Origin of the sequence: Uliginosibacterium aquaticum (assembly GCF_012972705.2) — a bacterium.
In the GTDB taxonomy this organism is placed as follows: domain Bacteria; phylum Pseudomonadota; class Gammaproteobacteria; order Burkholderiales; family Rhodocyclaceae; genus Uliginosibacterium; species Uliginosibacterium aquaticum.
Genome location: NZ_JABCSC020000001.1, coordinates 1,179,248 through 1,204,655, shown reverse-complemented (window position 1 = coordinate 1,204,655; position 25,408 = coordinate 1,179,248). Strand labels below are relative to the sequence as shown.

20 protein-coding genes are annotated in these 25,408 nt (G+C 64.6%); 14 read left to right on the top strand and 6 right to left on the bottom strand.

Going from position 1 to position 25,408, the window contains the following annotated elements; all coding sequences use genetic code 11:
* The first annotated feature begins 169 nt into the window (after positions 1–169).
* The gene (locus tag HJ583_RS05500) at positions 170–844 is read left to right on the top strand and encodes an N-acyl amino acid synthase FeeM domain-containing protein (RefSeq protein ID WP_170020966.1); all 675 of its coding nucleotides are present in this window, start codon (positions 170–172) and stop codon (positions 842–844) included.
* A gap of 76 nt (positions 845–920) precedes the next feature.
* Here the strand turns inward: HJ583_RS05500 and HJ583_RS05495 are convergent, their stop codons facing one another.
* Positions 921–1,994: a LacI family DNA-binding transcriptional regulator gene (locus tag HJ583_RS05495; RefSeq protein WP_170020965.1), complete on the bottom strand. Its 1,074-nt coding sequence runs from the start codon at positions 1,992–1,994 to the stop codon at positions 921–923.
* Positions 1,995–2,294: 300 nt separating this feature from the next.
* Between HJ583_RS05495 and HJ583_RS05490 the strand changes: the two genes are divergently transcribed.
* The 11 genes from HJ583_RS05490 (at position 2,295) to HJ583_RS05440 (ending at position 13,865) form a co-directional block, all read left to right on the top strand.
* On the top strand, positions 2,295–2,852 hold the full coding sequence (locus tag HJ583_RS05490; protein WP_170020964.1) for a hypothetical protein: 558 nt from the start codon (positions 2,295–2,297) through the stop codon (positions 2,850–2,852).
* A gap of 83 nt (positions 2,853–2,935) precedes the next feature.
* Complete coding sequence (locus HJ583_RS05485; protein ID WP_170020963.1) at positions 2,936–4,375, top strand: sensor histidine kinase; 1,440 nt, start codon at positions 2,936–2,938, stop codon at positions 4,373–4,375.
* Entirely contained in the window at positions 4,372–4,890 is a 519-nt protein-coding gene (locus HJ583_RS05480; protein WP_170020962.1) for a hypothetical protein, read from the top strand. The genes HJ583_RS05485 and HJ583_RS05480 overlap by 4 nt, the downstream gene beginning before the upstream one ends.
* Positions 4,887–6,278: a sigma 54-interacting transcriptional regulator gene (locus tag HJ583_RS05475; RefSeq protein ID WP_170020961.1), complete on the top strand. Its 1,392-nt coding sequence runs from the start codon at positions 4,887–4,889 to the stop codon at positions 6,276–6,278. Before HJ583_RS05480 ends, HJ583_RS05475 begins: the two co-directional genes overlap by 4 nt.
* 233 nt (positions 6,279–6,511) lie before the next feature.
* The gene (locus HJ583_RS05470; protein ID WP_170020960.1) at positions 6,512–7,123 is read left to right on the top strand and encodes a bactofilin family protein; all 612 of its coding nucleotides are present in this window, start codon (positions 6,512–6,514) and stop codon (positions 7,121–7,123) included.
* Positions 7,124–7,428: 305 nt separating this feature from the next.
* Positions 7,429–7,962 (top strand): sigma-70 family RNA polymerase sigma factor, encoded by a 534-nt coding sequence (locus HJ583_RS05465; RefSeq protein ID WP_328824833.1) that lies wholly within the window; start codon positions 7,429–7,431, stop codon positions 7,960–7,962.
* The gene (locus tag HJ583_RS05460; RefSeq protein ID WP_170020959.1) at positions 7,946–8,962 is read left to right on the top strand and encodes a FecR domain-containing protein; all 1,017 of its coding nucleotides are present in this window, start codon (positions 7,946–7,948) and stop codon (positions 8,960–8,962) included. The genes HJ583_RS05465 and HJ583_RS05460 overlap by 17 nt, the downstream gene beginning before the upstream one ends.
* A 172-nt stretch (positions 8,963–9,134) precedes the next feature.
* A complete protein-coding gene (locus tag HJ583_RS05455; protein ID WP_170020958.1) occupies positions 9,135–11,630 on the top strand; it encodes a TonB-dependent receptor in 2,496 nt (831 codons plus the stop codon).
* Positions 11,630–11,902, top strand: coding sequence for a hypothetical protein (locus HJ583_RS05450; protein ID WP_170020957.1), 273 nt, complete (start codon positions 11,630–11,632; stop codon positions 11,900–11,902). Before HJ583_RS05455 ends, HJ583_RS05450 begins: the two co-directional genes overlap by 1 nt.
* A gap of 1 nt (position 11,903) precedes the next feature.
* The gene (locus tag HJ583_RS05445) at positions 11,904–12,200 is read left to right on the top strand and encodes a hypothetical protein (RefSeq protein ID WP_170020956.1); all 297 of its coding nucleotides are present in this window, start codon (positions 11,904–11,906) and stop codon (positions 12,198–12,200) included.
* Positions 12,201–12,218: 18 nt separating this feature from the next.
* Positions 12,219–13,865, top strand: a complete 1,647-nt coding sequence (locus HJ583_RS05440; protein ID WP_170020955.1) for a PepSY-associated TM helix domain-containing protein — start codon at positions 12,219–12,221, stop codon at positions 13,863–13,865.
* 85 nt (positions 13,866–13,950) lie between these two features.
* Here the strand turns inward: HJ583_RS05440 and HJ583_RS18930 are convergent, their stop codons facing one another.
* On the bottom strand, positions 13,951–15,639 hold the full coding sequence (locus tag HJ583_RS18930; RefSeq protein WP_217423263.1) for a methyl-accepting chemotaxis protein: 1,689 nt from the start codon (positions 15,637–15,639) through the stop codon (positions 13,951–13,953).
* Between the two features lie 299 nt (positions 15,640–15,938).
* Between HJ583_RS18930 and ettA the strand changes: the two genes are divergently transcribed.
* On the top strand, positions 15,939–17,603 hold the full coding sequence (ettA, locus tag HJ583_RS05430) for an energy-dependent translational throttle protein EttA (protein WP_170020954.1): 1,665 nt from the start codon (positions 15,939–15,941) through the stop codon (positions 17,601–17,603).
* An 83-nt stretch (positions 17,604–17,686) separates the two neighbouring features.
* Here ettA and HJ583_RS05425 read toward each other — a convergent pair whose 3' ends face one another.
* Positions 17,687–18,769, bottom strand: a complete 1,083-nt coding sequence (locus HJ583_RS05425) for a putative phage abortive infection protein (RefSeq protein WP_170020953.1) — start codon at positions 18,767–18,769, stop codon at positions 17,687–17,689.
* Between the two features lie 364 nt (positions 18,770–19,133).
* Between HJ583_RS05425 and HJ583_RS05420 the strand changes: the two genes are divergently transcribed.
* A complete protein-coding gene (locus HJ583_RS05420) occupies positions 19,134–20,795 on the top strand; it encodes a glycoside hydrolase family 6 protein (protein ID WP_170020952.1) in 1,662 nt (553 codons plus the stop codon).
* A gap of 95 nt (positions 20,796–20,890) precedes the next feature.
* Here HJ583_RS05420 and HJ583_RS05415 read toward each other — a convergent pair whose 3' ends face one another.
* From HJ583_RS05415 to HJ583_RS05405, 3 genes are all read right to left on the bottom strand, one after another.
* On the bottom strand, positions 20,891–21,841 hold the full coding sequence (locus HJ583_RS05415) for an MBL fold metallo-hydrolase (protein ID WP_170020951.1): 951 nt from the start codon (positions 21,839–21,841) through the stop codon (positions 20,891–20,893).
* Positions 21,842–22,215: 374 nt separating this feature from the next.
* Entirely contained in the window at positions 22,216–23,475 is a 1,260-nt protein-coding gene (locus tag HJ583_RS05410) for a pectate lyase (protein WP_170020950.1), read from the bottom strand.
* A gap of 248 nt (positions 23,476–23,723) precedes the next feature.
* On the bottom strand, positions 23,724–25,259 hold the full coding sequence (locus tag HJ583_RS05405) for a cellulase family glycosylhydrolase (protein ID WP_170020949.1): 1,536 nt from the start codon (positions 25,257–25,259) through the stop codon (positions 23,724–23,726).
* Positions 25,260–25,408 lie beyond the last annotated feature (149 nt).

Here is a 25,408-nt window from a genome sequence, read left to right as displayed (position 1 = left end):
GAAAAGAGCCCGTCCGGAGGAATCCGGGCGGGCTTTTCAGCTTTTTACCGGTTTCAGGCTGGAAAAAGCTCAAAAGGCGCTAGTCAAGATAGGCCACATACATATAATGGTCAAATTCGGCAACTATAGTACTTTCGGCATATAACCAATTACTTAGACCCAGACCATCGTGGCCACGGTTCGACCCGATTCGACTGCTGCGAAACCGCTCCGCTCGCGCCTCTCCAACCCGGACCGGCACGCCCCGGAGCAGATCTACCTTTTCGAAGCCCTGCGCGAGTTGGCCTTTGAAACCTGTCTGGAAGTAGCTGGCAGCACCCTGCGCATAGGCCTCGCCGCCAGCCATTGGCAGCTGGAACAAGCCCGCCGCCTGCTGGAGCAGTTGCAGCCGCAGCATCCTCCCCTTGATCGATTGCCAGCCCCCGAACTCGAACGCGTTGTGGCGCTGGCGCTTCATATCAGCCCACGCCGGCAGCGCGCTCAGGGCGTGATCTGCCTGCGCCGCGACAACCCCGCCGGCCTGCAGTTGGACCTGCTGCACCGCCCGGCACTCGACGCGCTGCGCGCACGGGGCGCACGCCTGGTCGAAGTCGAGCGACTCGCCTTTGACCAGCACATTGCGCCCGAGCAGCTCGCTCGCCCGATGATCCAGGCGCTTGCCAGTACCGTTGCGGACTGGGACAGCACCGATATCCTCGCCGAATGCCCGCGCAGCCATGCCGGCTTCTATTGCAGCCAGCTCGGCTTCAAGCGCCTGGGCAAACAAACGGACGCCAAACGGCTCCTGCTCTGCCTCAGTCGCAAGCAGCTCACACGTTTGCAGGCCACTAGAAGCGAAAGCTGAGTCCCGGCCTTTGACCACCCCGCCAGAAACGCAAAAGCCCGGTTCAACCGGGCTTTTGCTTGTCCAGGTAAACGGACTATTTGCTCGCCAGCTTGCCACACAGGGTGCTCTGGCGCACCACCAGATCGTGCGTAAGAAGCGGGTTCTCGGGAATCGCACAGGCTTCCGGGTAAGGCTCGCCGCGGCGCTCGCAGATGCGCCGCACCAGAAGGCGTAGCGCCACCTCGGCCATGCGCGGCGTGTCCTGCGTCATGGAGGTCAGTGGCGGGATCAGGTAGGCGCTCTCGGGCAAGTTATCCACGCCCATCACGGCAAGGTCTTCCGGCACACGCAAACCCAGCTTGTGGGCTTCGGCAAGTACACCGATTGCCATCCGGTCGCTGCCCACGAAAACCGCATCCAGCTTCGGACAGATTTCCAGCAGGCGGCGCAGACCGGGGCCGCCGGTATGCACATCCCAGTCGCCCTCCACCACGTTGCGGGCCATCTCGCTCGTGCCGGCTTCAGCCAGTGCCGCCTTCCAGCCTTCAACGCGCTGCTGCGACACCCAGCGATTGGTCGGGCCAGCAATATGGCCAATGTTCTTGCGCCCCAGGCTCAGCAGGTGGCGGGTCGCCACGCGCCCCGCTTCGAAATTGTCAAAACTCACGGTATCCACGCCGGGACGCGGCTTGGCATTGATGGCCACCAGCGGCATCGGCAGGCTGGCAGCATCGAAAGTATCCAGCCAGGCATGGCTGTCGCCGATTTCGGGGCCCGCCCAGATCACGCCGTCCACCTGACGCTCGATCAGATAATCCAGCATGGTACGGATGCTGCCGCTGCTGAAATCGGTCATTTCCTTGATCAGCAGCGCATAGCCCATCTTGTCGGCCTGGCGCACCATACCGAGGTACGCCACGCCAGAAACCAGATAGCCCTGGCCGCCATTGCTCACGACACCGATGGTCTGGCTGCGGCCGGTGCTCAACTGGCGTGCCAGCGCACTGGGGCGGAAGCCGAGGGTGTCGATGCACTGGAGCACGCGGGTGCGCGTGTCCTCGGTCACGTGTTCGCTGCCATTCACCACGCGCGACACGGTCTGCTTCGAAACACCTGCCAGCTTGGCCACGTCAGCCAAAGTCACCCGCTTGTCTGCCGCTGAATTCATCCTCTTCCCTTTCTCTTGCCCAACCGCGCGCGCATTGAAGCAATGCCATGCGCCGTACGAGGGCATTATTTCGGCGATTATGGCGCGAAAAGCCGCCTGACGCATCGTTCCTGCACGCACCGAAGCCGTTCCAAACCCGGCCAGATCATCTGTGTTGAAACGCTTTTTTCGACATCTTCGAGCAAACTGCGTCCTGCTACCGAAAACAAGCCCGAATGCTCAGCGAGCGGAGCAAACTGGCCGAGTGCCCTTGCCTCCCGACCAAGCGCCGGACGGCTCCTCGCGGGCATAATCACGGCCATGTCAGCCCCCACCAGCCTTCTCTACCTCGACACCCTGCTGTGCCTGCGCCAGCACGACAATCCGTTCGATGCCGACAGCCCCTACCTGCTGCTCTTCGCCGGCCAGCCTGGCCCACAACCGCAGGCCGATGTGGTCCGCATCACCAGCCGGCACTGGCACAACCGCACCCGCAGCGGGCGCCTACATCTGGTTAATAGCTGGGTTCATCACGATGTACGCCCTACCAGCGTGCTGCTGGTAGCCATGCTGGAGCAGAACTGGCAGCTCGATCTCAACGATGCTGCCCTCGATTCCTTGCGCCGCGCAATGCAGACCCGCTGGAGCCATTTCGTGCGGCGCATGGCGTCTGCCAGCCTGCCACTGGCGGCCCAGCATGCCTTCAAGCGCCAGCTGCAATGCCTGTTGCGCAATGACGCCCTGATCCAGATCCGCCCCCTGCCACTGAGCACCCTGCATGGTGCCCTGCCCGCACTGAACTTCAGCGGGCTCGGCGCCCGCTACCGGGCCAGCTTTCACACTCGTCGCCTGCAGGCGGCCGGGCTAACACTCGCCTGACGCGCAGCGGCCTTCCGTCGCCCCGAGGGGAACCTGCGCCAGCAACGCAGGTACAAACAGGGGCTGCTTTGTACCCGTGCCCGATGCGCCTGCCCTATCCGCTCTCCCTTCCCAAGCTGCTGCTACTCGGTTTCGTACTGGTCGCCCTGCCTGCAGTGCTGGCCTTGTTCGGCGCCTATTTCTCGCTCGCCCAGCTCAGCCAGCGCAGCGAAAGCGCGATCACCCGCGCCACGACCATCACCCGCGAAAGCCGTGCCCTCGGCGAACATCTCACCGCCCTGGAGCGCCTCGCCCGCCAGCAATTGGTACTCGGCGACGAAGCCGGGCTCGGCACCTATGCCCGCCAGCGCACAGCCTTCAGCGAAACCGCCGAACGCCTCCAGCAGCATGCCGACGCGCTCGATCTCGGCAGCAGCCTTGATGCCCTGCGCACGGCAGAAGAGAGCATCTGGCAAAGCCTGCAGCCAGCAGAACTGAGCCAGGACCGCGGCCCGGCTTTGCTCAAAGCCTTCGCGGCCATGAATGACAGCGCCAGCCTCATCATCAACCAGGCCGACGCCCGCATCGAGGCTGACATCCAATCACTGCGGATCGAAGCGGCAGCAGCCCGCCGCCAGTTACTGCAGCGCTTGTGGATCCTGATCCCGATCAGCCTGCTCCTGGCGCTGGGCATCACCGCCCTGATCCGGCGCCCCTTCCGCCAGATCGAGGAAGCCATGCGCGGGCTCGGCGAAGGGCGTTTCGACACCCCGATCCGTGTCACCGGCCCGCGCGACATGGCCCTCCTCGGCCAGCGTCTGGACTGGTTGCGCACGCGCCTGCAGGCACTCGACGCGCAGAAGACCCGCCTTCTCCACCATGTCTCGCACGAACTCAAGACGCCGCTCACCGCCCTGCATGAAGGCACCGCGCTGCTGCTCGACAAGGTGACCGGCCCGCTCAACACCGAGCAGCTCGAAGTCGTGCAGATCCTCGCCAGCAACTGCCAGCGCCTGCGCAAGCTGATCGAAAACCTGCTCGATTACAGCGGCCTGCGCTTTGCGCCGGGCGATCTGCGCCGCGAGCAGATCGCGCTGACAGAACTCATTGCCCTGCTCATTGCCGACCACAAACTCGCCGCCGCGGCCCGCAGCATCCGCATCGCCAGCGAAGGCGATGCGCTGAACTTACAGGCGGACCGCGAGAAGCTCCGCGTGATCCTCGACAACCTGCTCTCCAACGCCCTCAAATACGCCCCGCCAGGCAGCAGCGTGCTCATCCGCAGCAGCGCGGGGGCCGGCCAGATCTGCATCGAAGTCTGCGACGAAGGCCCCGGCATTCCGCTCGAGCTGGCCCCCGGCATGTTCGAAGCATTTGTTCAGGGGCCGGCACCGCAAGGTAGCCCGGTCAAGGGCAGCGGCCTAGGCCTGTCCATCGTGCATGAGCTCGTCGCCCTGCATGGCGGCGAAGTTTCGCTACACCCCAACTCCCCCCAGGGCACGCGCGCCTGCGTCCGCCTGCCGCTCACCGGGTCTCCAGCATGAAAGCCCTCTCCAGCCTGCTGCTCGCCGGCGCGCTCGCCTTGCTCACCAGCGCCTGCAGCACCACCGAACTCAGGCATGTTGGCCTGCTTCAGGCCAGCAGCGAAGCGGATCTCGACCTCCTCCAGCAGAGCAGCCGGATCCGCGCCATGAACCCGGCCGAGCTCGCGGCCGAAGCCGAAAGCCTGCAAAAACACTACGCCAGCAAGCGCAGCGAAGAACGGCGCCTGCAGCTCGCCCTGTTTCACGCCATTGCCCCCAGCCCGCCGGGCGACCGCGCGCGTGCCCTCGCACTGCTGGATCTTCCCCCCTCAGACGCCAATGGCCGCGGCCGCAATCACCCGCTGGCGCAACTCTTGCTGCCCATGCTGCAGGACATCCGCCGCCTCGACGACGCCCAGGCCAGCAGCCAGCAGAAGCTGCGCGAGGCGCAGGCAGGCAATGAACAGATGCGCCAGAAGCTCGACGCCTTGCGCGAGATCGAGCTGAAAATGCAGGAACGCCCGAAAGCCAAATGACTCAGACCCCCACCGCCCCCGAAACTGCCAACACCCGCGTGTTGCTGGTTGACGACGACCCCGACCTGCTGCGCCTGCTCTCCATCCGCCTCAAGGCCAGCGGCTTTGCCATCCGCTGTGCCGACAGCGGCCCGGCAGCCTTGGCGGCAATCGCCGCGCAGCGGCCGGACATCATCGTCACCGATCTGCGCATGGCCGGCATGGACGGGCTAGCCCTCTTCGACGCGGTGCGCCAGCAGCATCTCTCGCTACCGGTGATCGTGCTGACCGCCCATGGCAATATCCCGGAGGCCATCGAAGCCACCCAGCGCGGTGTGTCCGGTTATCTCACCAAGCCTTACGACGCGGGCGAGTTGATCGCGCAGATCCGCCGCGCCATCGGCCGCTCGGGCGATGCGGGTGAATCGCGCAAACCGGCGGCCTGGCGCAGCGAGATCCTCACCCGCAGCACGCTGATGGAAGACTTTCTGCGCCAGGCCGAGCTGGTCGCCGCCAGCGAAGTCAGCATCTTCATCAGCGGCCCCAGCGGTGCCGGCAAGGAGCTGCTCGCACGCGCCATCCACCAGGCCAGCCCGCGCGCCGGCAAACCCTTCGTGGCCATCAACTGCGGGGCGATCCCCGAGCACCTGCTCGAATCCGAGCTCTTCGGCCATGTCAAAGGCGCCTTCACCGGCGCCCATCGCGACCACGACGGGCTGTTCCAGTCCGCGCGCGGCGGCACGCTCTTCCTCGACGAGATCGGCGACATGCCCACGCCCCTCCAGGTCAAACTGCTGCGTGTGCTGGAGGAGCGCGAAGTACGCCCGGTTGGCGCCACGCGCAGCCTGCCGATCGATGTACGCATCCTCTCCGCCACCCATCGCGATCTACATGTCGCACGTAGCGAAGGGCGTTTCCGCGACGATCTGTACTACCGCCTGAATGTCGTCAGCCTTGCCCTCCCCTCGCTGGCCGAGCGCCGTGAAGACATTCCGCTGCTCGCCCAGCACTTCCTGTTGCGCCTCGCCGCGCGCTACAAACGTGCCGTCACCACCTATTCGCCGGAAGCCATGGCGCTGCTGCTGGCGGCGCCCTGGCCCGGCAACGTGCGCCAGTTGCTGAACGTCGTCGAGCAGACCGTAGCCCTTTCCACTACCCCGGTGATCCCCGCCGCGCTGGTCCAGCGTGCGCTGCAGGATGAGGGCGGCGCCATCGAATCCTTCGAGGAAGCCCGCCAGCGCTTCGAGCGTGACTACCTCGTTCGCCTGCTGCGCCTCACCGACGGCAAGGTTGCCCAGGCTGCCCGGCTCGCCCGGCGTAACCGCACCGAGTTCTACCGCCTGCTCGCCCGCCACCACCTTGAAGCAAGCGCCTTCAAGGACGCCACAGATCCGGCCGGGCAGGCCTGATCCAGGCTGTCGCCGATTCGCGACAGTGCCTCGCCCGGCGGCAAGGGGCTTTGCCCGCAGCGGCCCGAAAAGCTGTCGCTGCAAGGCGACACCCGAGGCCCGGACGAGATCTCACAAATAACAAACAAACCGTTGATTAATAATGATTAGTTGAATCTGGCACGGCCTCTGCACTGTATCTCCTTGTCGGCGCTTCGCTCCTTGAAGGCCGCCCCGCTCACGAAGGAGACCAGATGTTCCATAAAGCCCTGCCCCGCAGTTCCGAAGCCGCAGCGGAGCGCCAGCCCCGCGTCACCCACACGCCCGGGGCCTATCCGGCGCTCCAGCCGCAGAACCGCCTGCGCGACGCGGCCGAACTGAACGCCACCCAGGCCGCTCAGCTCGCCGCGCAGACCAGCAGCAGCCCGGACACCCGCCATACACCCGCCCCGGCAGCAGACACCGAATCGCCCAGCCGCCTGGTCGTTGGTCCCGAGGTCAAGCTCAAGGGCGCCGAAATTCTGGATTGCGACACCCTGATCGTCGAGGGCCGCGTCGAAGCCACCATGGATAGCCGCGTGCTACGCATTGCCGAGAAAGGCGCCTTCTCCGGCAAGGTCGGCATCGATGTCGCCGAAATCCACGGCCACTTCGAGGGCGACCTGACTGCCCGCGACAAGCTCGTCATCCACGCCACCGGCCGCGTGCGCGGCACGATCCGCTACGGCAGTCTGCTCATCGAAGCCGGCGGCCAGATCAGCGGTGACGTGCAGGCACTGGAACACGCCCGCTCAACCGAAACCCGCAACTCAGGAAAGGAGGCTGATCGCCCGAAAATCAGCGCATTGATCACTTCGGCGGCCTGATGCCGCCGGATGTTCGACAAACGGGTGGGCGACGTCCGCCGCAGCGTTCGCTGCAAGGCGCTGCGGTGCGCCCGCCAGTTTGCTGAACCGTGCTTGAAGCCGTCCGGCGGCCTGTCCTTCCTCCTCAGGTCAGCTGGCTGCCTCAAGCCACCACACTGCTCACTACTTCAGGCCCGGCTCAGACCGGGCCTTTTTTTGTGCCGGGCAAAACGCTTTACCGCCCTCACTGGATATGTATAAAATGATAATCATTCTCATTTGATTCATCATGCCCGATACCAATCCTCGGGCACAGGGAGTCCGCCGTGTCCGCCACCGCTGCATCCATCGCTGATTTTGCATTCCACCGGCAAATCGAGGCGCTCTACACCGAGCACCATGGCTGGCTGCGAGGCTGGCTGCGCAAGAAACTCGGCAATGCCTTCGATGCCGCCGATCTGGCCCACGACACCTATCTGCGCCTCCTCAGCAGCGGGCACATGCCGCAGCAGGATGAATCCCGTCGCCACTTGAGCCAGATTGCCAACGGTCTGATCATCGATCTGTATCGCCGCCGCCAGATTGAAGCGGCCTATCTGGAGGCTCTCGCCCTCCTGCCGGAACAGCAGGCGCCTTCCGAAGAAGCCCGCGCGCTGGTCATTGAAGCCCTGGTCGAGATCGATGCGATCCTGCATGGCCTCGCCCCCAAGGCGCGCATGGCGCTCCTCATGTGCCGGCTAGATGGCCTGAGCTATCGCGAGATTGCCGAGCGACTGGAGGTTTCAGTCTCTTCAGTCGAGAAATACATCGCCACCGGGCTGATCGCCTGCCACCGCGCGCTGCATGCCCAAAACGCCTGACCCGCGCACACCGATGAACGCCCCGGCCGCCCCCGACGCCACCGCCCTGAACCCGGCCATCGTCGCCAAAGCGGCCGAATGGATGGCCCGTTTGTGGTCGGAAGACGCCCGTGCGGAGGATAAGGCTGCCTGCGCACAGTGGCGGGCCGCCCACCCCGATCATGAACGTGCCTGGCAGGAACTGCAGATCTTCGAGGACAAGCTCGACGGCCTGCCGCCCGAGCTCGCCCATCATGTGCTGCGCGAGCCCGCAGATCAGGCCTGGCAGAAGCGCACGACCCTGCGCCGCCTGTTCGGCCTGGCCATCGTAGCGGGCGGCGCTGCCAGCCTGCTGCACAGCACCGACACCTGGCAACTCGGCACGGCGGACTACGCCACCGCCACGGGCGAGATCCGCGAGATCTGGCTGGCGGATGGCACCTCGATCGTGCTGGCCACCGCCACCCGGATCGATGTGCGCTTCGATGCGCAGGAGCGCCGCATCGTGCTGCACGCGGGCGAAATCCTGATCACCACGGCGCCGGACCCGGCCAGCGTGCACCGCCCTTTCCGGGTGCACGGCCGGCATGGTCGCATCGAAGCGCTGGGCACCCGTTTCAGCGTACGGCAGGACGAAAGCGCCTCGCAGGTCGCCGTGTTCGAAGGCGCGGTGGAGCTGCGCAGCCGCCGCATACCGGACCTGGCTATCCGTATCAGCGCCGGCGAAGGCAGCCACTATTCCGCCACCCGGATCGCGCCCCTCACACCGGTACAGGAAAGCGCGGCGGCCTGGCGCAATGGCGTACTGCTGGCCGAGAACATGCGTGTGGCGGACTTCGTCGCCGAACTCGCCCGCTACCGGCCGGGCCTGCTGCGCTGCGATCCGGCCGTAGCGGAGCTGCGCGTGAGCGGCGTGTTCTCCCTGCGCGACACCGATCGCGCCCTGCAGAACCTTGCACTGGCCCTGCCCCTCGTGCCGGTCTATCGCACCCGCTACTGGGTCACCCTGCAGGCGAGCTGAGGCGCGGATTGGCAGCCCCGGGGCAAGGGCAGGAACGCGTCCCCAGCCCTGGGTTGCGCACCCGCCATTCTCCGCGGCGAAAAAAATTTCAGCCTGGCATTGAGGGTTTCGCGATCTCGTTCGGAATACCTGATGAAGCCACTCAATATTTCCGAACCGAAAGGACCGCAGCATGGCCAAACACGCCTCCCTTCCCTCTTCTGCGCAACGCGCTCTGCCGCGTAAGCAGGGCCTCGCCAGCTTTGCCCCGAGCGGCACCGCCAGCGCCGTGCGCAGCGCCCTGATGACAGGTCTGGTGCTCGGTGCCGTCGGCGTCACCACACCCCTGGCCTACGCCCAGAGCACAGTGCCCGCCGCCAGCGCGGCGCGCAACTACAACATCCAGGCCGGCCCGCTGGATCGGGTGCTGAACAGCTTTGCCGCCATCGCCGGCGTCGAGTTCAGCGCGGATGCCAGTCTGCTGCAAGGCCGCAGCAGCCGCGGCCTGTCCGGCATCTTCAGCGTCGAGCAGGGCTTTGCCGAACTCTTGCGTGGCCAGGGTCTGAACGCCAGCCGTCAGGGCAATGGCAGCTACATCCTGGTCAAGCCCGCCGAACAGGGTTCGCGCCCGTCCGGCGAAGTCACCCTGGCTGCGGTCAAGGTCACCGGCACCACCGTATCCCCCACCGACCTGCCGGCGTCCTATGCGGGCGGCCAGGTGGCGCGTGGCGCCAAGCTCGGCGTGCTGGGCAACGTCGACGTGATGGACGCCCCCTTCAACGTCACGGCTTACACCGCCCAGGCAATTGCCGACCAGCAGGCCGCCACCGTCGGCGAAGTGCTGCGCAATGATCCCTCGGTGCGCTTCACCACCAGCGACGGCCACAATGCCGAGAACATCACCATCCGCGGTTTCGAGATCAACTCCTCGGAACTCGCCTTCAACGGCATGTACGGCATGCTGCCCGGCGCCCATGTGCCGACCGAATTCGTCGAGCGCGTCGAAGTCTTCAAAGGTCCGGCCGCCATGCTCTCGGGCATTGCCCCGAGCGGCGCCGTGGGCGGGGTGGTCAATCTGGTGACCAAGCGCGCCACCGACCAGGATCTGACCCGCCTCACCACCAGCTACGCATCTAGCTCGCATCTGACACAAGCCGCCGACATCGGACGTCGTTTCGGCGCGGAGAAGCGCCTCGGCGTGCGCTTTAACGGCTCACTGGGCTATGGCGAAACCACGCTCGAAGACCAGAAGAAGCGCGACAACTTCTCTTCCCTGGGCCTCGACTACCGGGGTGAGCGCTGGAAGATGGAACTGGACGCCTACTCGGCTCACCAGAACCAGTCCGACGGCAGCCCGCTGATGGTCGGCTTCAGCACCCTGGGGCGCGTCATCGATGCGCCGGATACCAGCAAGAACGCCCTGCGCGGCACCTACGCCCACCAGCGTACCGATGGCGCCATGCTGCGCGGCGAGGTGGAACTTACCCGCGGCCTCTCCGCCTACGCGGCCCTGGGCACCGCCAACTACAACTACGATGGTTTCATCAACGGCACCCGTGTCGTACTGACCAATGCCAATGGCAATGCCACCGGCCAGACCTACAACCAGGCTGGCTATACCCGCTCGAGCTCGGGGGAAACCGGCCTGCGCAGCAGCTTCAGCACCGGCAGCATCGCCCACCAGATGGTCGCCAGCTTTGCCCAGCAACACACCACCACCGGCCTCGCCCCGGTGAACACCAGCGCCAGCTACGTCACCAACATCTACGACCCGAAGACCAATCCGACCATTGCCGGCGCCCACGGCGCCGTCGCCCGCTCGGCCGACAACATCTACTCCAGCCTGGCACTCGCCGACACCCTGAGCCTGTTCGAAGACAGCACCCTGCTGACCCTCGGCGCCCGCTCGCAGAGCGTCAAGCAGAAGATGGCCACGCCCACCGCCTACGAAGAGAGCGCCATCACGCCGATGCTGGGTCTGGTCGTGAAGCCCTGGGGGCCTGAAGTCTCGCTGTATGCAAACTACATTGAAGGCCTGAGCCCGGGCGTCGTCGTGTCCTCGGTGTATGCCAACGAGGGCGAAACACTCGCACCGTACAAGACGCGCCAGAAGGAAGTGGGCGTGAAGTGGGAGCACGGCAGCTTCATCAACACCTTCAGCCTGTTCAGCATCCTCAAGCCGTCCACGATTTCCGTTGCCACCAGCGCCTCGCGCCCCACCCTGGCACTGGATGGCGAGCAGAAGAACCAGGGCTTCGAGTGGACCATCGCCGGTCAGCTGAGCCGTCAGGTCCGCATGCTCGGTGGTGCCGCCTACACCGTGGGTGAGCAAGTGCGTGCCGCGACCGCCGCCAACGATGGCAAGAAGGCGCCGGGCGTGCCGGCCTGGACCGCCAACCTCGGCAGCGAATGGGATCTGCCCTGGATCAGCGGGCTGACGCTGAACGGGCGTGTCACCTACACCAGCGCCCAGTATCTCGATGCCGCCAACAAGCTTGAGTTGCCGTCGTGGACCCGCTGGGATGCCGGCGCCAACTACGCGCTCTCGGCCTTCAGCAAGCCAGTGGTGCTGCGTTTTGCCGTCGAGAACCTGACCGATGAGAACTACTGGTCCGGCCGCTTCGGTGAAGGCTTCGCCACCCTCGGCGCACCGCGTACCTACAAGCTCTCAGCCACGGTGGACTTCTGATGCTGGGGTGGCTGCTCTCAGGCCTGCTGCTCGCCCTGGCGGGCAGCTTCGCCATTCATCTCGCCTCGCCCCACCAGCGCTGGCGCGCCAGCGCGCTGGCTGCCCGCCCCGCCCGCCTGGCCGGGGCGGCCCTGCTGGTGGCGGCCCTGATCGCACTTGGCCAGGCCCTGCACAGCGTGGTGGCTGTTTTTGTGCTGCTCACCTGGCTGATGCTGGCCTTCGTGCTGCTGCCCTATCTGGGGGCACTCATTGCTCGCAAGGAAAGCCGCTGACATGACGACGACAAGCTCCAAGCCCGCTCCAATCCGCCGCGACTGGATTGCAAAATCGCTCGCTGGCGCACTCCTCGGCTTCACCCTCGCCATGGGCTGCAGTGGCCTGCTGATACTCGCCACTGCCGGCCTCGCGCCCGGCACGCGGGCCCAGTTCGCGATGTGGCTGGTCACCCCGATCTGGCTGGGCGTACTCAGTGGCTGCTTTTTCTTCAGCAGCGGCCTGCGTGCCTGGCTGTGGCTGGGCGGGGCCAACCTGCTGGTCTTCGCCACGCTGCTTCTGGCCCGCCCGGCCTGACCTTCTCTCCTGTACATCATGCGCAGCGACTACATCCGCATCTACAAAACCGTTCATACCTGGACCGGCATCCTCACCGGCATGGCGCTGTTCATCGCGTTCTATGCCGGGGCGCTGACCGTCTTCAAGGAGCCGCTGGCCCGCTGGGCCGCTGCGCCTGTTGCCGCTATCGAAGTCCCGCTCGCGGATACGCCCGCCCTAATCGCCCGCACCCTCGCCACCCATCCGGGCGCGGCCAAGGGCTTCCAGCTGAATCTCAAACCCACCGAGCATGAGCCTGCCCGCCTGAGCTGGGTGGAGCGCGAAGAAGGCCAGGACGATCACGACCCCCTCAATGGTCGCCACTACAGCGCCACGCTGGATGCCGAAGGCAATGCCCTCGTCAGCGAAAGCCAGCCCTCGCAGCTCGCCGAGTTCATCGACATCCTGCACCGGGTGGTCGGCCTGCCCTTCGATACCGACCCCAACCGCTGGCTGATGGGCGTCGTCGCCGCGCTCTACGCGCTGGCCCTGGTGTCCGGCGTGATCGTGCTACTACCGACCCTGGTGAAGGACTTCTTCGCCCTGCGCCTGGGCAAGAACCTCAAGCGCATGTGGCTGGACGCGCACAATGTGGTCGGCATCATCAGCCTGCCCTTTCACATCGTGATGGCCATCACCGCCGTGGTCTTCGCCTACCACGACGGCCTCTACGCCCTGCAGGACAAGTACCTCCACAGCGGCCGCCTCGCCAGCGCCTTCAACCAGCAGCGTCCGGCCGCCAAACCAGCCCCGCGCGACCCGGCTGACATGCTCCCGCCCGTCTCGCTGCTCGAGCGCGCCCAGGCGCTCTCGCCCGGCTTCGAGCCCAATTCGCTGCAATACGTGAATCTCGCCGGCCCGCGCGCCATGGTGCGAGTGTGGGGCAGTGATCCCGCTGCACTGGCCCCGCGCGCCATGGGCGGCTTCGTGGCGCTGGACCCTTGGAACGGCAAGGTTTTGAGCCGAGACTTCCTGCCCGGCACGCAGGACGCAGCCAACACCACCCTCTCCAGCTTCTTCGCCCTGCACTTCGCCACCTTCGGCGGCACGCCGGTGCGCTGGATGTACTTCCTGCTCGCCCTGGCCGGCGCCTGGCTGTTCTACAGCGGCAACCTGCTGTGGATCGAGTCGCGCCGCAAGAAACAGCGCCAGAGCGAAGCCCTGCCCGGCCAGCGCCTGGATACGCGCCTCCTGGCTTCGGCCACGGTGGGCGTGTGCATCGGCTGCATCGCCGGCGTCTCGCTGACGATTGCCTGCGCCAAATGGCTGCACGGCCATGTCGCCGACCTGAATGCCTGGCACTGGTATGTGTATTACGGCGTGTTCTTCGCCAGCCTCGCCTGGGCCTTCTGGCGTGGCGCCGGCCGCGCCGTGGTGCCCCTGCTGTGGTTGGCCGCGCTGGCCACCTTCTGCATCCCGCTCACCACCCTGCTGGCCTGGCTGATTCCCGGCCTCGGCCTGTGGGCCAGCAGCAGCCTCGCCGCCCTGGGCGTGGACCTCACCGCGCTGGCCGGTGGCCTGGGCCTCGTATGGATGGCACGCGCCACCGCCCGGCGGGTGCGCCTCGGCGCGGAAGATAGCGTGTGGTCGGCCCGCCCGGCCGAGCCCACGCCCGCCTCGGCCCCAGCACCGAACGAAGCCTGAACGAAACTTGGCAAGGCAGGCTGAGCGAGTGCAAGCTTGCTAAGCCTGCCGCAAAGACCTGGGCAAACCGCCAATCAGGCCATCATCACTTGCTCATCCCGTGGGCGCGGAAGCCAATACGGAAGCCGCCCCAGTGGCGGCCCGCCACGTAGATGGGCGCAGAAATGTCGTACATCACCTCGCCCGTATCGCGCCGGTAAGTCTGTGTCAGGAAATCCAGTTCGTGCGCACCGCAACGGCTGCCAACACGATCACTGAAAATGCGCTTGGTGCGGTTATTGACCATGTCGCGCACGCGGTCGCCGGTCAGGGCCTGGCTAAAGCGCTTGTTGTGCGTCGGGAAGTAGCCGCGCCTATCCACCGCACCGGCATACACGATGTGTGGATAGCGCTCCAGCAAGGGTTCCTGGATCGCCGGGAAGATCTCGTCCGTCAGCGTGTCGAAGGCGGTGTGGAACTTCTGCGGATCGGTGCCTTGAATGGGCAGGTATTGCTCGTCGAAGAGCTGATCGAGGCTGATGCGCTTGTCCGCAAGGGCACGCTCCAGTGCCGCCCCGATCTGCCGCGCTGCCTCGCGCGCCACTTCCGGCGTTTCGCGATGCTCACGCATTGCAACTTCGCCTTCCGCACCGATCTTGTAGACCTCTTCCACCTCGCGCATGCTCGCCGCCAGTTGCTCAAGCATGCGCCGATGCGTCGCCGCCACGCCAACCCGCCGTTCGTTCTCCTGCGCCAGGCGAACGATCTGCTGCGCCTCTGCCTCCAGAGCCTGGCAAGCCGACACCTGCGAGCCCATGTCATGCACGATGCGCTGCACCTGATCGCGGGTCCGTTGCGCCCCCACGAAGATGGCCGACAGTGCCTCCGCTGCGCGCTGGGCACACTGCGCCCCGTCCCGCGCCTGATCACTGCTCTGGGTGATGACCGCAATGGCCTCGGCCGTGTCGGCACGCATGCCATCGGTGATGCCGGTAATGTCGGCCGTCACCCGCGTCGTGCGTTCGGCCAGTTTGCGCACCTCATCGGCCACCACCGCAAAGCCACGCCCCTGCTCACCGGCGCGTGCCGCCTCGATGGCCGCATTGAGGGCCAGCAGATTGGTCTGATCCGCGATCTCGTGAATCTCGGCGATCATGCGGGCGATCTCCTGGCTCAGATCGCCCAGGTGCGTCACACGCTGCGCAGAATGCACCGCCGACTGGGCCAGCGACTGGATCTGTAGCTGTGCTTCACGCACCGTGCGGTCGCCCTCCTCGGCCAGCGCACAGGCCTTCATCGCCAGCTCTCCCGCCTCGCCCACTTCTGCACTGGCGGCCAGCGTCTGCTCGCGCATGCGCACGATAGCCGCGCCGGCCGATTGCGCCGCGGCGGACTGCGTAGCCCCTGCCGCCAGCACACCGTCTGTTTCCTGCTGGAGCACCAGGCAGGACTCGCTGACCCGCTGCGCATCCTGCACGATCTTGCCCAGCATCCCCTGCATGCCTGCAACGAAGCGATTCACCGCCGCAGCGGCCCGCCCGGAATCCCCCTCACCCTCGTCCACGCGCCGCGTCAGATCACCATCGGCGCTCATCCCGGCTAGCGCGGAGGCAATCGCATCGCTGCGCCCCAGGCGGCGCGAAAAGCGCTGCGCGCCCCAGGCGCCCACCACCCCCACCACCAGTCCGGCAAGCGCAAAACGCCAAGCCGGCGCGCCGTTCGCCAAAGAGCCCGCCAAGCTAGCCAGCAGGGCCAGAAAAATGCCGAATGTCACCCACACGCCCTTGCCCTGCATGCTGTACTCCTCCGGCTTTCAAGCCCAAGCAGAGATATCGGACGATGGCAGGGAAAACTTGACGGCCCACACCAGAATAAGGGAAGACCCACCCAGCCCCGCCTTTCGCGCGGCACCCCTGTTTCGTCATGCCCCGACGCACAGCCTCAAGGTATCCTTACGTTTTTCCAATCCCCATGAACAAGGACTTTCCAGAACCGCTTCCAGCCAGGCGTCGCCCACAGCGACAGTACAAGTAGTACGGCAAGGAGGCGCGACAAGGCTGGAAGCGGTTCTGGGAAGTCCCTTAAAGGCAAAAAATGGCTCAATACGTCATGTCAATGCTGCGCGTGAACAAGGTTGTTCCGCCCAAGCGTCAGATCATCAAGGATATTTCCCTCTCCTTCTTCCCCGGCGCCAAGATCGGCCTGCTGGGCCTCAACGGCTCGGGCAAATCCACCGTGCTGCGCATCATGGCCGGCGCTGACAAGGAATATGACGGCGAAGTGCAGTGGCAGCCGAACATGAGCATCGGCTACCTGCCGCAGGAGCCGGAGCTGGACCCGAACAAGACCGTGCGCGAGGAAGTTGAATCCGCGCTGGGCGAAGTCATGGAAGCCAAGCAGAAGCTCGAAGAGGTGTACGCCGCCTACGCCGAGCCGGATGCCGACTTCGACAAGCTCGCCGAATTGCAGGCCAAGTACGAGAACATCATCTCCACCAGCGGTGCGGACGTCGAAACCCAGCTCGAAATCGCCGCCGACGCGCTGCGCATTCCGCCCTGGGACGCGAAAATTGGGCCGCTGTCCGGCGGTGAAAAGCGCCGCGTGGCGCTGTGCAAGCTGCTGCTTTCCAAGCCGGACATGCTGCTGCTCGATGAGCCGACCAACCACCTCGACGCCGAATCCGTCGAATGGCTGGAGCAGTTCCTGGTGCGCTTCCCCGGCACCGTGGTCGCTGTGACCCACGATCGCTACTTCCTCGACAACGCCGCCGAATGGATTCTCGAACTCGACCGCGGCGAAGGCATCCCCTGGAAGGGCAACTACTCCAGCTGGCTGGAGCAGAAAGGCGCGCGCCTTGCTAACGAACAGAAGCAGGAAGACGCTCACCGCAAGGCCATGAAGGAAGAGCTGGAATGGGTGCGCCAGGGCGCCAAGGCTCGCCAGTCCAAGAGCAAGGCGCGTCTCGCCCGCTACGAGGAAATGAGCGCGGTCGAATACCAGAAGCGCAACGAAACCCACGAAATCTTCATCCCGCCGGGCGAGCGCCTGGGTAATCAGGTGATTGAATTCAAGGGCGTGTCCAAGGGCTTTGGTGATCGTCTGCTGATCGACAACCTCAGCTTCAACGTTCCGCCCGGCGCCATCGTCGGCGTGATCGGCCCCAACGGCGCCGGTAAGTCGACCCTGTTCCGCATGATCCAGGGCATGGAAAAACCGGATTCCGGCGAAATCGAAATCGGCTCCACCGTGAAGATCGCTGCGGTCAATCAGACCCGCGAAGGTCTCGACGGCAGCAAGACCGTGTTCGAAGCGATTGCAGACGGCGCTGACATCCTCACCGTCGGCAAGTTCGAAATGCCCAGCCGCGCGTACATCGGCCGCTTCAACTTCAAGGGCGGCGATCAGGCCAAGATCGTCGGCAATCTCTCCGGTGGTGAGCGCGGTCGTCTGCATCTGGCGAAAACCCTGGTCGAAGGCGGCAACGTGCTACTGCTCGATGAGCCCTCAAACGATCTGGACGTGGAAACCCTGCGCGCCCTGGAAGACGCGCTGCTCGAGTTCTCCGGCTGCGCCCTGGTGACCTCGCACGACCGTTGGTTCCTCGACCGCATCGCCACCCACATCCTCGCCTGTGAAGGCGAATCGCAATGGACCTTCTTCGCCGGCAACTACACCGAGTACGAAGAAGACAAGAAGAAGCGTCTGGGTGAAGAAGGGGCCAAACCCAAGCGCATCCGCTACAAGCCGATCAGCCGCTAAGCCGTTCGAAGCGCCAGCAACAGAAAGCCCGCCACTCCGGCGGGCTTTTTTTGTCCGGCCTGCACGCAAGCCGGGGGCACAACTCAAACCTCAGGCTCTGCCCGGCGCTTGCTCAAAGCCTTGTGCAGGCGGCTCAGGCGGCCGACCTCGACTTCCAGCCGGGCAATCTCGTCCGACTCGTTTTCATGATCCTGACCAGCACCGGCCAGATCGAATTTCCGGGCCCGCACCGACAGCAACCGTTCCTGGCAGGACTCCATCATTTCGCTTGCCGCCTTCAAGGCGCGCTGGATATTCGCCGCGGAGAGCAGGCTTGCGGCATCGCTGCGCAAGGCACTCCATTTGACCAGCCCGATCCCGTAAGCCCGTACCTCGTACAGCGCAAGCAGGCTGTAGTCGGGCAGGTTTTGCGGGCGCAAGCCTTCGAACAGTGACAACTCCTCGATGCTCTCCTTGAGGCCGAAAGCCTCGTCGCGCAGCGCATGGAAGAACATCATCAGCAACTCGTACTGCGAGAACTGGCCACGCAGCAGCCGGGCGTAAAAAGCCTTGTTTCGGATGGCACGGCGGTGCACGAAGCTCGCGATGTTCTCGATGCTCTGATAGTAGTGCTCCACGAGGTGGCCGAAGCGGATGTAGTTGTCTTCGTAGTAATCGTTCAGCCAGGCCAGAAACTCCTCGCGCTCGTCCCAGTTCTGGCAGCGCTCGAGCAAGTCGTAATCGGAAAAACTCTCGCCGTACAGGCGATGGATCGCCGCCCGCCCCCTGAACAGGCCTTCGTGATCGCTCAGCTCCACTGAATTGAGGATTTCCTGATGCAGGCGCAGGAGCTGGAAGAAGGTGTTTTCGAATGCCTGATTTTCTGCCGCCCGTGCGCTCGCCTGCGCCTCGCGCTTGACCTGCTGCAATTGCTCGCGCTGCAACACTACCGCCACCAGCAGGCCCACCACCGAGAGAAAGCCAAACACCGGGTTGAGGAGGCCGCCGAAGAAATCGCCCAGGGTGCCCAGCTTGGCCGGATCCTGGGGGCCATCGAAACCCCCCAGCCCCTCGGCGTGACTCAGGTAGTAATCCAACACTGTATAGCCGAGCGCCAGCATCAGCAGCGTGGCTGCGAGCAAGGCAGCGGCCAGCACGAACCAGTTCGACCGGACCAGCCCGAACATCACTTGCCTCACCTCTTTCATCTCGCCCCCCAAGCCCGGCACGACCGCCTCAAGGAGGATTTACGACCTTGGCGCGCAAAAATTGACCGGATCGCCCAGGCCGAAAGTCATCCCTGTTGCTCACGCGCGGCCCAGTCGCCCGGACCGCGACCAGAAATACCGGAAACGACAGGCTTGTCAGAACCTTTTCCCACACCCGCAAATCCAGACAAAACAACGTACAAAAACCACAAATCAGGTAAAAACCCTTAAAGCCGTTCGCCCCCCGTAAGCAGCCTTTCCAGCCGATGCCAAAAGCATTCTCGGATGAAGCACGTCACACTTTTCGAGCTCGATTCAAGCAATATCTTTCAAGGAAACCCAAGTGAAAAAAGTGTCTCTTAACAGCCTGACCTGGAGCATGTTGCTGTGCGCAGGTCTTCTGAGTGCGTGCGGCGGTGGTGGCGGTGGCAACGGTGGTGGAAGTGCCGGTGGAAGCAGCAGCGGCAACGCTTCGTCGGCGGGCAACACCAGCAGCACGGGCAGTGCCGGCGCATCTTCCGCAGCGGGCAATCCCTCTTCCAGTGTGAGCAGCGTGGCGACGTCCTCCGCCAATACCTCTGCCGGCAGCAACACCTCGTCCGCAGCCAAGTCCTCCACCGGCGCCAGTTCCTCTGCCGGCAATACCTCGTCTGCAGCCGCCAGCTCTTCGGCCGGTGCAACGTCTTCTGCGGCAGCCAGTTCCTCGGCCAGCAGCATCAGCGCAGCCCTGGGCGTCACCACCGGCAATCCGTTCGCCGGTGCCGGCATGTATGTCAATCCGGACTACGCTGCCGCCGTGCAGCAATCGGTGAACACGCTCACCGCCGGCTCCAACGATGCCCGCATCGCCACGGCCATGAAGTCCCTCCCCACCGGGGTCTGGATCGACCGTATCGACGCCATTGAAGGCGGCGCCCTCAACAGCGGCCGTCTCGGCGTGGAAGGCCATCTGAAGGAAGCCCTGGCGCAGCAGAAGCTCAAGGGCGGCGCGATGACCATCACCTTCGTCGTCTATGACCTGCCGGATCGCGATTGCGCATCGGCCGCCTCCAACGGCGAGCTGAATGCTGCGACCGGAGGCATGAGCAAGTACAAGACCCAGTACATCGACAAGCTCTACAGCATCTTCGCCAAGAGCGAGTACAAGAGCCTGCGCATCACCCTGGTGATCGAGCCGGATTCGCTGCCGAACCTGGTCACCAATGCCGGTGAAGGCGCATCGATCCCGGCCTGTGTCACGGTGAAGAACAACAACACCTATGTCGAAGGCGTGCAATATGCAGTCGGCAAGTTCGCAACGCTGTCCAACGTTTATCAGTATCTGGACATCGCCCACTCCGGCTGGCTCGGCTGGGACAACAACCGCGCCCGTGCCGTGAGCTACTTCAAAACCTGGGTCGGCGGCATCAGGAATGGTGATCTCTCGGTGATCCGTGGCTTCGTGACCAACGTTGCGAACTACACCCCGCTGGACGAGCCCTTCTTCAATGGCACCGCCGATGTCGTCAACACCGGTGGCACCACGGCCTTCTACGAGTGGAACTACATGGTCGACGAGCTGAGCTATGTCGACAAGCTGCGCGCCGAATTCGTGGCTGCCGGCTTCCCCTCGGGCCTTGGCTTCATGATCGACACCGGTCGCAACGGCTGGGGCAGCGCACTGCGCCCGACCGCCGCCGCGGCTGACGTCGACAACATGCGTATCGATCTGCGCAACCATCGCGGCAACTGGTGCAATGTGCGCAACACCGGTGTTGGTGCGCGCCCGAAGGCTGCACCGGACGCTTCGCGCAGCTATCTGGACGCCTACTACTGGGTCAAGGGCCCGGGTGAGTCCGACGGCACCAGCGACAGCTCCGCCACCAGCGCCAACTCCGAAGGCAAGCGCTTTGACGTGATGTGCGGCAGCGGCAATGTTGATGCGCTGCAGAATGCACCACACGCCGGCCACTGGTTCCACGATCAGTTCATGATGCTGGTTCGCAACGCCTGGCCGGCACTGTAAAAACCACACGCAGGCAAGACGATGGGCAAACAGCTTCGCCCATAAAAAAGCCCGCCAGCCGGCGGGCTTTTTCATGCGTCCTCGCAAACCCAGGATCACTTCAGCGGCGTGAAGTCGTAACCCTTGCCACGCACGCTCAGCGTTCCCACACCGGGGCTGGTCAGGTGGAAACCCGCCACCAGTGCATTCTCGGCAATCGCCAGATCGGCAATGCGACGCCGCGTGGCCTTGGCCGCCTCGGCATCCATATCGAACATCACGGCCCACTCGGGGTTGCGCACGAACATCGAGACATTGGTGGTATCGGCCCAGTACAGCAGCTTGCGCGAACCGCCTTCGATCATGAACACGGTATGCCCCGGCGTGTGGCCAAAGGCTGCAATCGAGCGCACGCCCGGCAGCACTTCCTTGCCCGGCTCGAAGCGGATCACGCTGCCAGCCAGCGGCCCGAACACGCGCCGTGCGGTATTCAGACCGCCGCGCGAGGCCTCAGGCGTGGCGGTGTAGCGTGCCTCGTCCATCCACCAGTTCCATTCCGGTGTCGGCACATAGATCTTCGCATTCGGGAACACCACCTGGCCGGCCTTGTTGCGCAGGCCATTGATGTGATCGCCGTGGAAGTGGGAAATCACCACGGCCGTGATCGACTTCGGATCGATGCCCGCCTTGCTCATATTCTCCAGCAGCTTGCCACTGCCAGCGCCGCCAAACTCGCCGTTGCCGGTATCAAAGAGCACGCGCTGCGCACCCACATCGACCACCAGCGAGTTGTAAGGCACGTCCAGCTTGTCCGTCGGCAGGCCGGCCGCCTGCAGATCGGCCTGCACCTCGGCCAGCGAAGCATTGCGCACGAAGTTCGCGTCCAGCACGCGCGCGCCCTGGCCATCGCTCAGCATCGTGACGCCAACCTTGCCAAGCTCCACCCGCGTCACCCCCTCGGCCACCGGCGTCGCGCGCGGCACGCTGCTGGCGCAGGCCGACAGGAACACACTTATCAGGGCCGCACCCAGCACGGTCCAGCCTGCAGAAAACGGTCGGTTCTTCATGGTCACGCACTCCTCTGGGGAAAGATTCAAGCAATGAAAAAATCGGCGGTATCACTTGCCGGAGCACTCCGGCCTGGGATCAGGCCCACACCACGGGGCAAAGTTCCCTGCCTGGCAGGATCTCCACAGCAAGGTGGCCCGCCAGTGTAGGCCAGAGCGTGCCGACGCTCTTCTATCGAGTCCATGCAGACAAGCAATCGACTGCGGCCCGCTCCGGGCGCCGCAATGACACGGCAGGCGACAGCGCCTGATCGCCTTGCAGTCGGGCTGTCGAATATTTCGTGTCCGGCATCTCGCCGCAGTGCCTGCCCAGCCCTTGAAGCAAAAAGCCCGCCGAAAGGCGGGCTTTGAGGATGAGGGCTACAGACTGGGGATCAATAGTTCCAGTTTTCCTGGATACGATTGACCGGTGCCGGATCCGGACCATTGCCGGGGGCGATACCAGTCTTCTTGCTGCCACCGGTCTTGTCGATGGCGGTCACGTCGGCGGCAGTGAGGTTGCAGGTGCTGGTGTTCCACTCCGCACCCTTCTCGCTGGAAGAGCCCGATCCCTTCTCCACCCCCGTGAAAGTGGAGCACACCTCGATCTCGCCGTTCCAGCGCAGCAGCAGCACGTTACGCAGGGTGGCCTTGTCGGCCGGCGAGCCATTCGAGTAAGCGCTGTTCACGCCCACGATGGTCTGGTGGTTGTGGATGCGCGAGTTCTCGATGATCACCGTACGCGGGCCCTTGTTGCCGGTGCAGTCGCCGCAGGAGCGGTAGAACTTGCCGCCCTTGCTCTTCCAGTTGTCCGCCACGAAGCGGGTGATGTGGAGCGTGCCCTGGCCATTGTGCTGGAAGGTCTTGTCGGTGCCGAGGAAAGCGCCGCCGCAATCCACGCGCATGGTGGTGCCGGATGCCCCCTTGGCGGTAGCCGCATCTTCGCCGAGGTCTTCCCACCACACGTTGTAGACCGAGCAGTTACCCACGCAATGCACGCCGTCCGCCGCCAGATTGCCGATCACCGCATTGCGCAGCGAGGCCCCCTCCTCCAGCAGGAACACCGGCGGCTGGCCCTCGGCCTGCCCACCGTTGGAAAGCTGGAAACGCCTGCCGCCACCGTCGTAAGTAGTCCCTGCCGGCACCGTGATGCTCGCGGTGAGCGGCACCGTATCTGCGGCCCCCACGTTCACGTAAGCTGGGCAGCCCGGCCAGGCCGAAAGCGTCACCGTGGCGCTGGTGGCCGCAGCCGAACTGGCGCTGGAGGCCTTTGAGCTGCTCACGGCCGAACTCGAAGCCTTGGAGCTGCTGGCTACCGCAGCGCTGGAAGCAGCAGCACTGCTCGCGGCTGCGCTGGACTTGGCGCTGCTGGCCACGCTTGAGGATGAAGCTGTGCTGCTGATCGAGCACTCGTTGGTCCCGCCCGCCACCTTGGTGCCAGCACCAAAAGTGACCTCGCCGCACACGAAGCTGCCCGAGAGCACCTTGTAGGTGAATTGATCGGAGCGGCCATAGGCCACCATCGTATTGGCTGCCACCGTACAGGTTTTACCCTCAGTACAGATCGTGGTGTAGCCCGCGGGCCGGTTGGCCGCACTGGCATCCAGCGCAACGCCCGCCATCAGCGCCAGCAGCGCCAGGTGTTTGAATTGCATGCTTGTCTCCTTGCTTTGGTTTTCTTACAGGACTGCCGAAACAGCCCTGCGCTCGGGAGACCTGAACCAGGCGAACAAACGCAGCTCCCCGGAACGCCTCCCGCCAGAAAGACTATGACCGCCACATGCCAAGCGCAAATCCGCCTGTCCATTCGAACAGGGTAAGCGCCAGACGGCAGCGTCTGGTCAGAGCCCGGATCACGAAAAAGGCCGCCCGCAGGCAGCCTTCCGGATCGGGCGATGAAGCCTCAGCGGGTGGCGCAGAAACCGATGGAGCCCAGGCTGGCCCCGGCGGCCAGCGTACTGTTCCAGCCCGAGCCCGCGAAGCTCAGGGTGCTGCCACTTTGCTGCCAGCTCGCATTCCACATCTGGCTGACCTTACCACTCACGGTGAGGCTGGCGCGCCACACCACTGCAGCAGCGGAGCTGTTGCGCACAGTCACACTGGCGCAGTAACCGCTACCCCAGTCATTGTTGATGGTGTAGCTGGCGACCACGCCCCCTGCGGCAGCACTGCTCGCCGCGGCACTCGACGAGGCGGCAGCGGAAGAGGCGGCGGAAGACACTGCTGCCGCCGAGGATGCGCTCCGGGCGCTAGAGGAAGCGGCTGAGCTGGCGGCCACCGAGCTGGCGCTGGCGGCTGAACTGGCCTTGCTGGAGGATGCTGCCGACGAAGCCGCCTGCGATGAGGCGGCGGACGAGGCGCTGCTGCTCCAGGTCCAGGTCGAAGCACCGCGCATGATCGAGGTAATCAACTCCGGATAAGCCCAGCTGAGCGTAGAGCGGTTCAGGAGGCCCATCACATCCGTCGTGCCGCTGTTGGTGTAGAAAACATTGTTGTCCCACACCAGCGCCGGCACGCGCGCCTTGGCGGCCGCCTTTACGTAGTACTCGGCATGCTTGATGCGCTCGGCCAGATTGCTTTTGTGCGTACTGGCCCACTCGCCCATCACCACCGGGATGCCCTTGGCTACGTAACGGGTATTGATCCGCGAAAACAGCCCGTCGATGGCAGCCGTATCGGTAAAGGTCGAAGTACCCGGCACCTCCATCGCGAAGGCAAAGGGCAGATAACCGTGCACCGAAACCGCAATCATCGCGTCCGAGGGCAGCGTGTAGCCGTCAAGCTGATGGTCATAGGCCGAGGCCGCATAAGTCGGCAGCATCACCAGGCGCTTGGCGTTGTTGCCGCCGGTGGCGCGGATCGTCGTCAGTGCGGCCTTGTTGAGGCTGTTGATCACTGCAAAGGTCTCGGCCGTGCCCCACCAGTCGTCACCATTGCGCGGCTCGTTCATGGTTTCGAAGATCAGCTTGTCGCCATACCCCTTGAAGCGCGTGCCGATCTGCTGCCAGTACTTGCTGAGGCGATCCTTAGCTGCAGCTTCATTGGCGTAGGTGGTGTTGAGCCAGCCATTCTGCGTGTGATGCACATTGATGATCACGTACAGATTGTTCTTCAGCGCGTAATTCACCACCTCTTCCACCCGGCTCATCCAGGTGCTGCTGATCGTGTAGCCGCTACCAGTGGCGTAATCGTCCCAGGACACCGGCACGCGCACGGTCTTGAAGCCCGCCTTGGCCACCGCATCGATCATGGCCTGGGTCGTCTTCGGGTTACCCCAGTTGGTTTCACCACCAATGGAATCCAGCGCATTGCCCAGGTTCCAGCCGGGCATCATATTGTCGGTGATCTCGAAAGGCGTATTGGCTGCCTGTGCGCCGGCGCTCAACAGCAGTGCGGCCAGGAGCAGGAAGTTTTTCAAGGGCTTCAATGGCTTGTGCAAGATGACTCTCCCCGGAGATATGACGAATTCGGGCCAGCACCTGAAAGAGCCCGCTGGCGGCTTCGGGAGTGATGCTCACTGAGCCGGCTGCGCGGCACCAAGCCAATCTCGACGACCGGCCGGCAGCAGCGGCGGACTGTTGCCGCGGC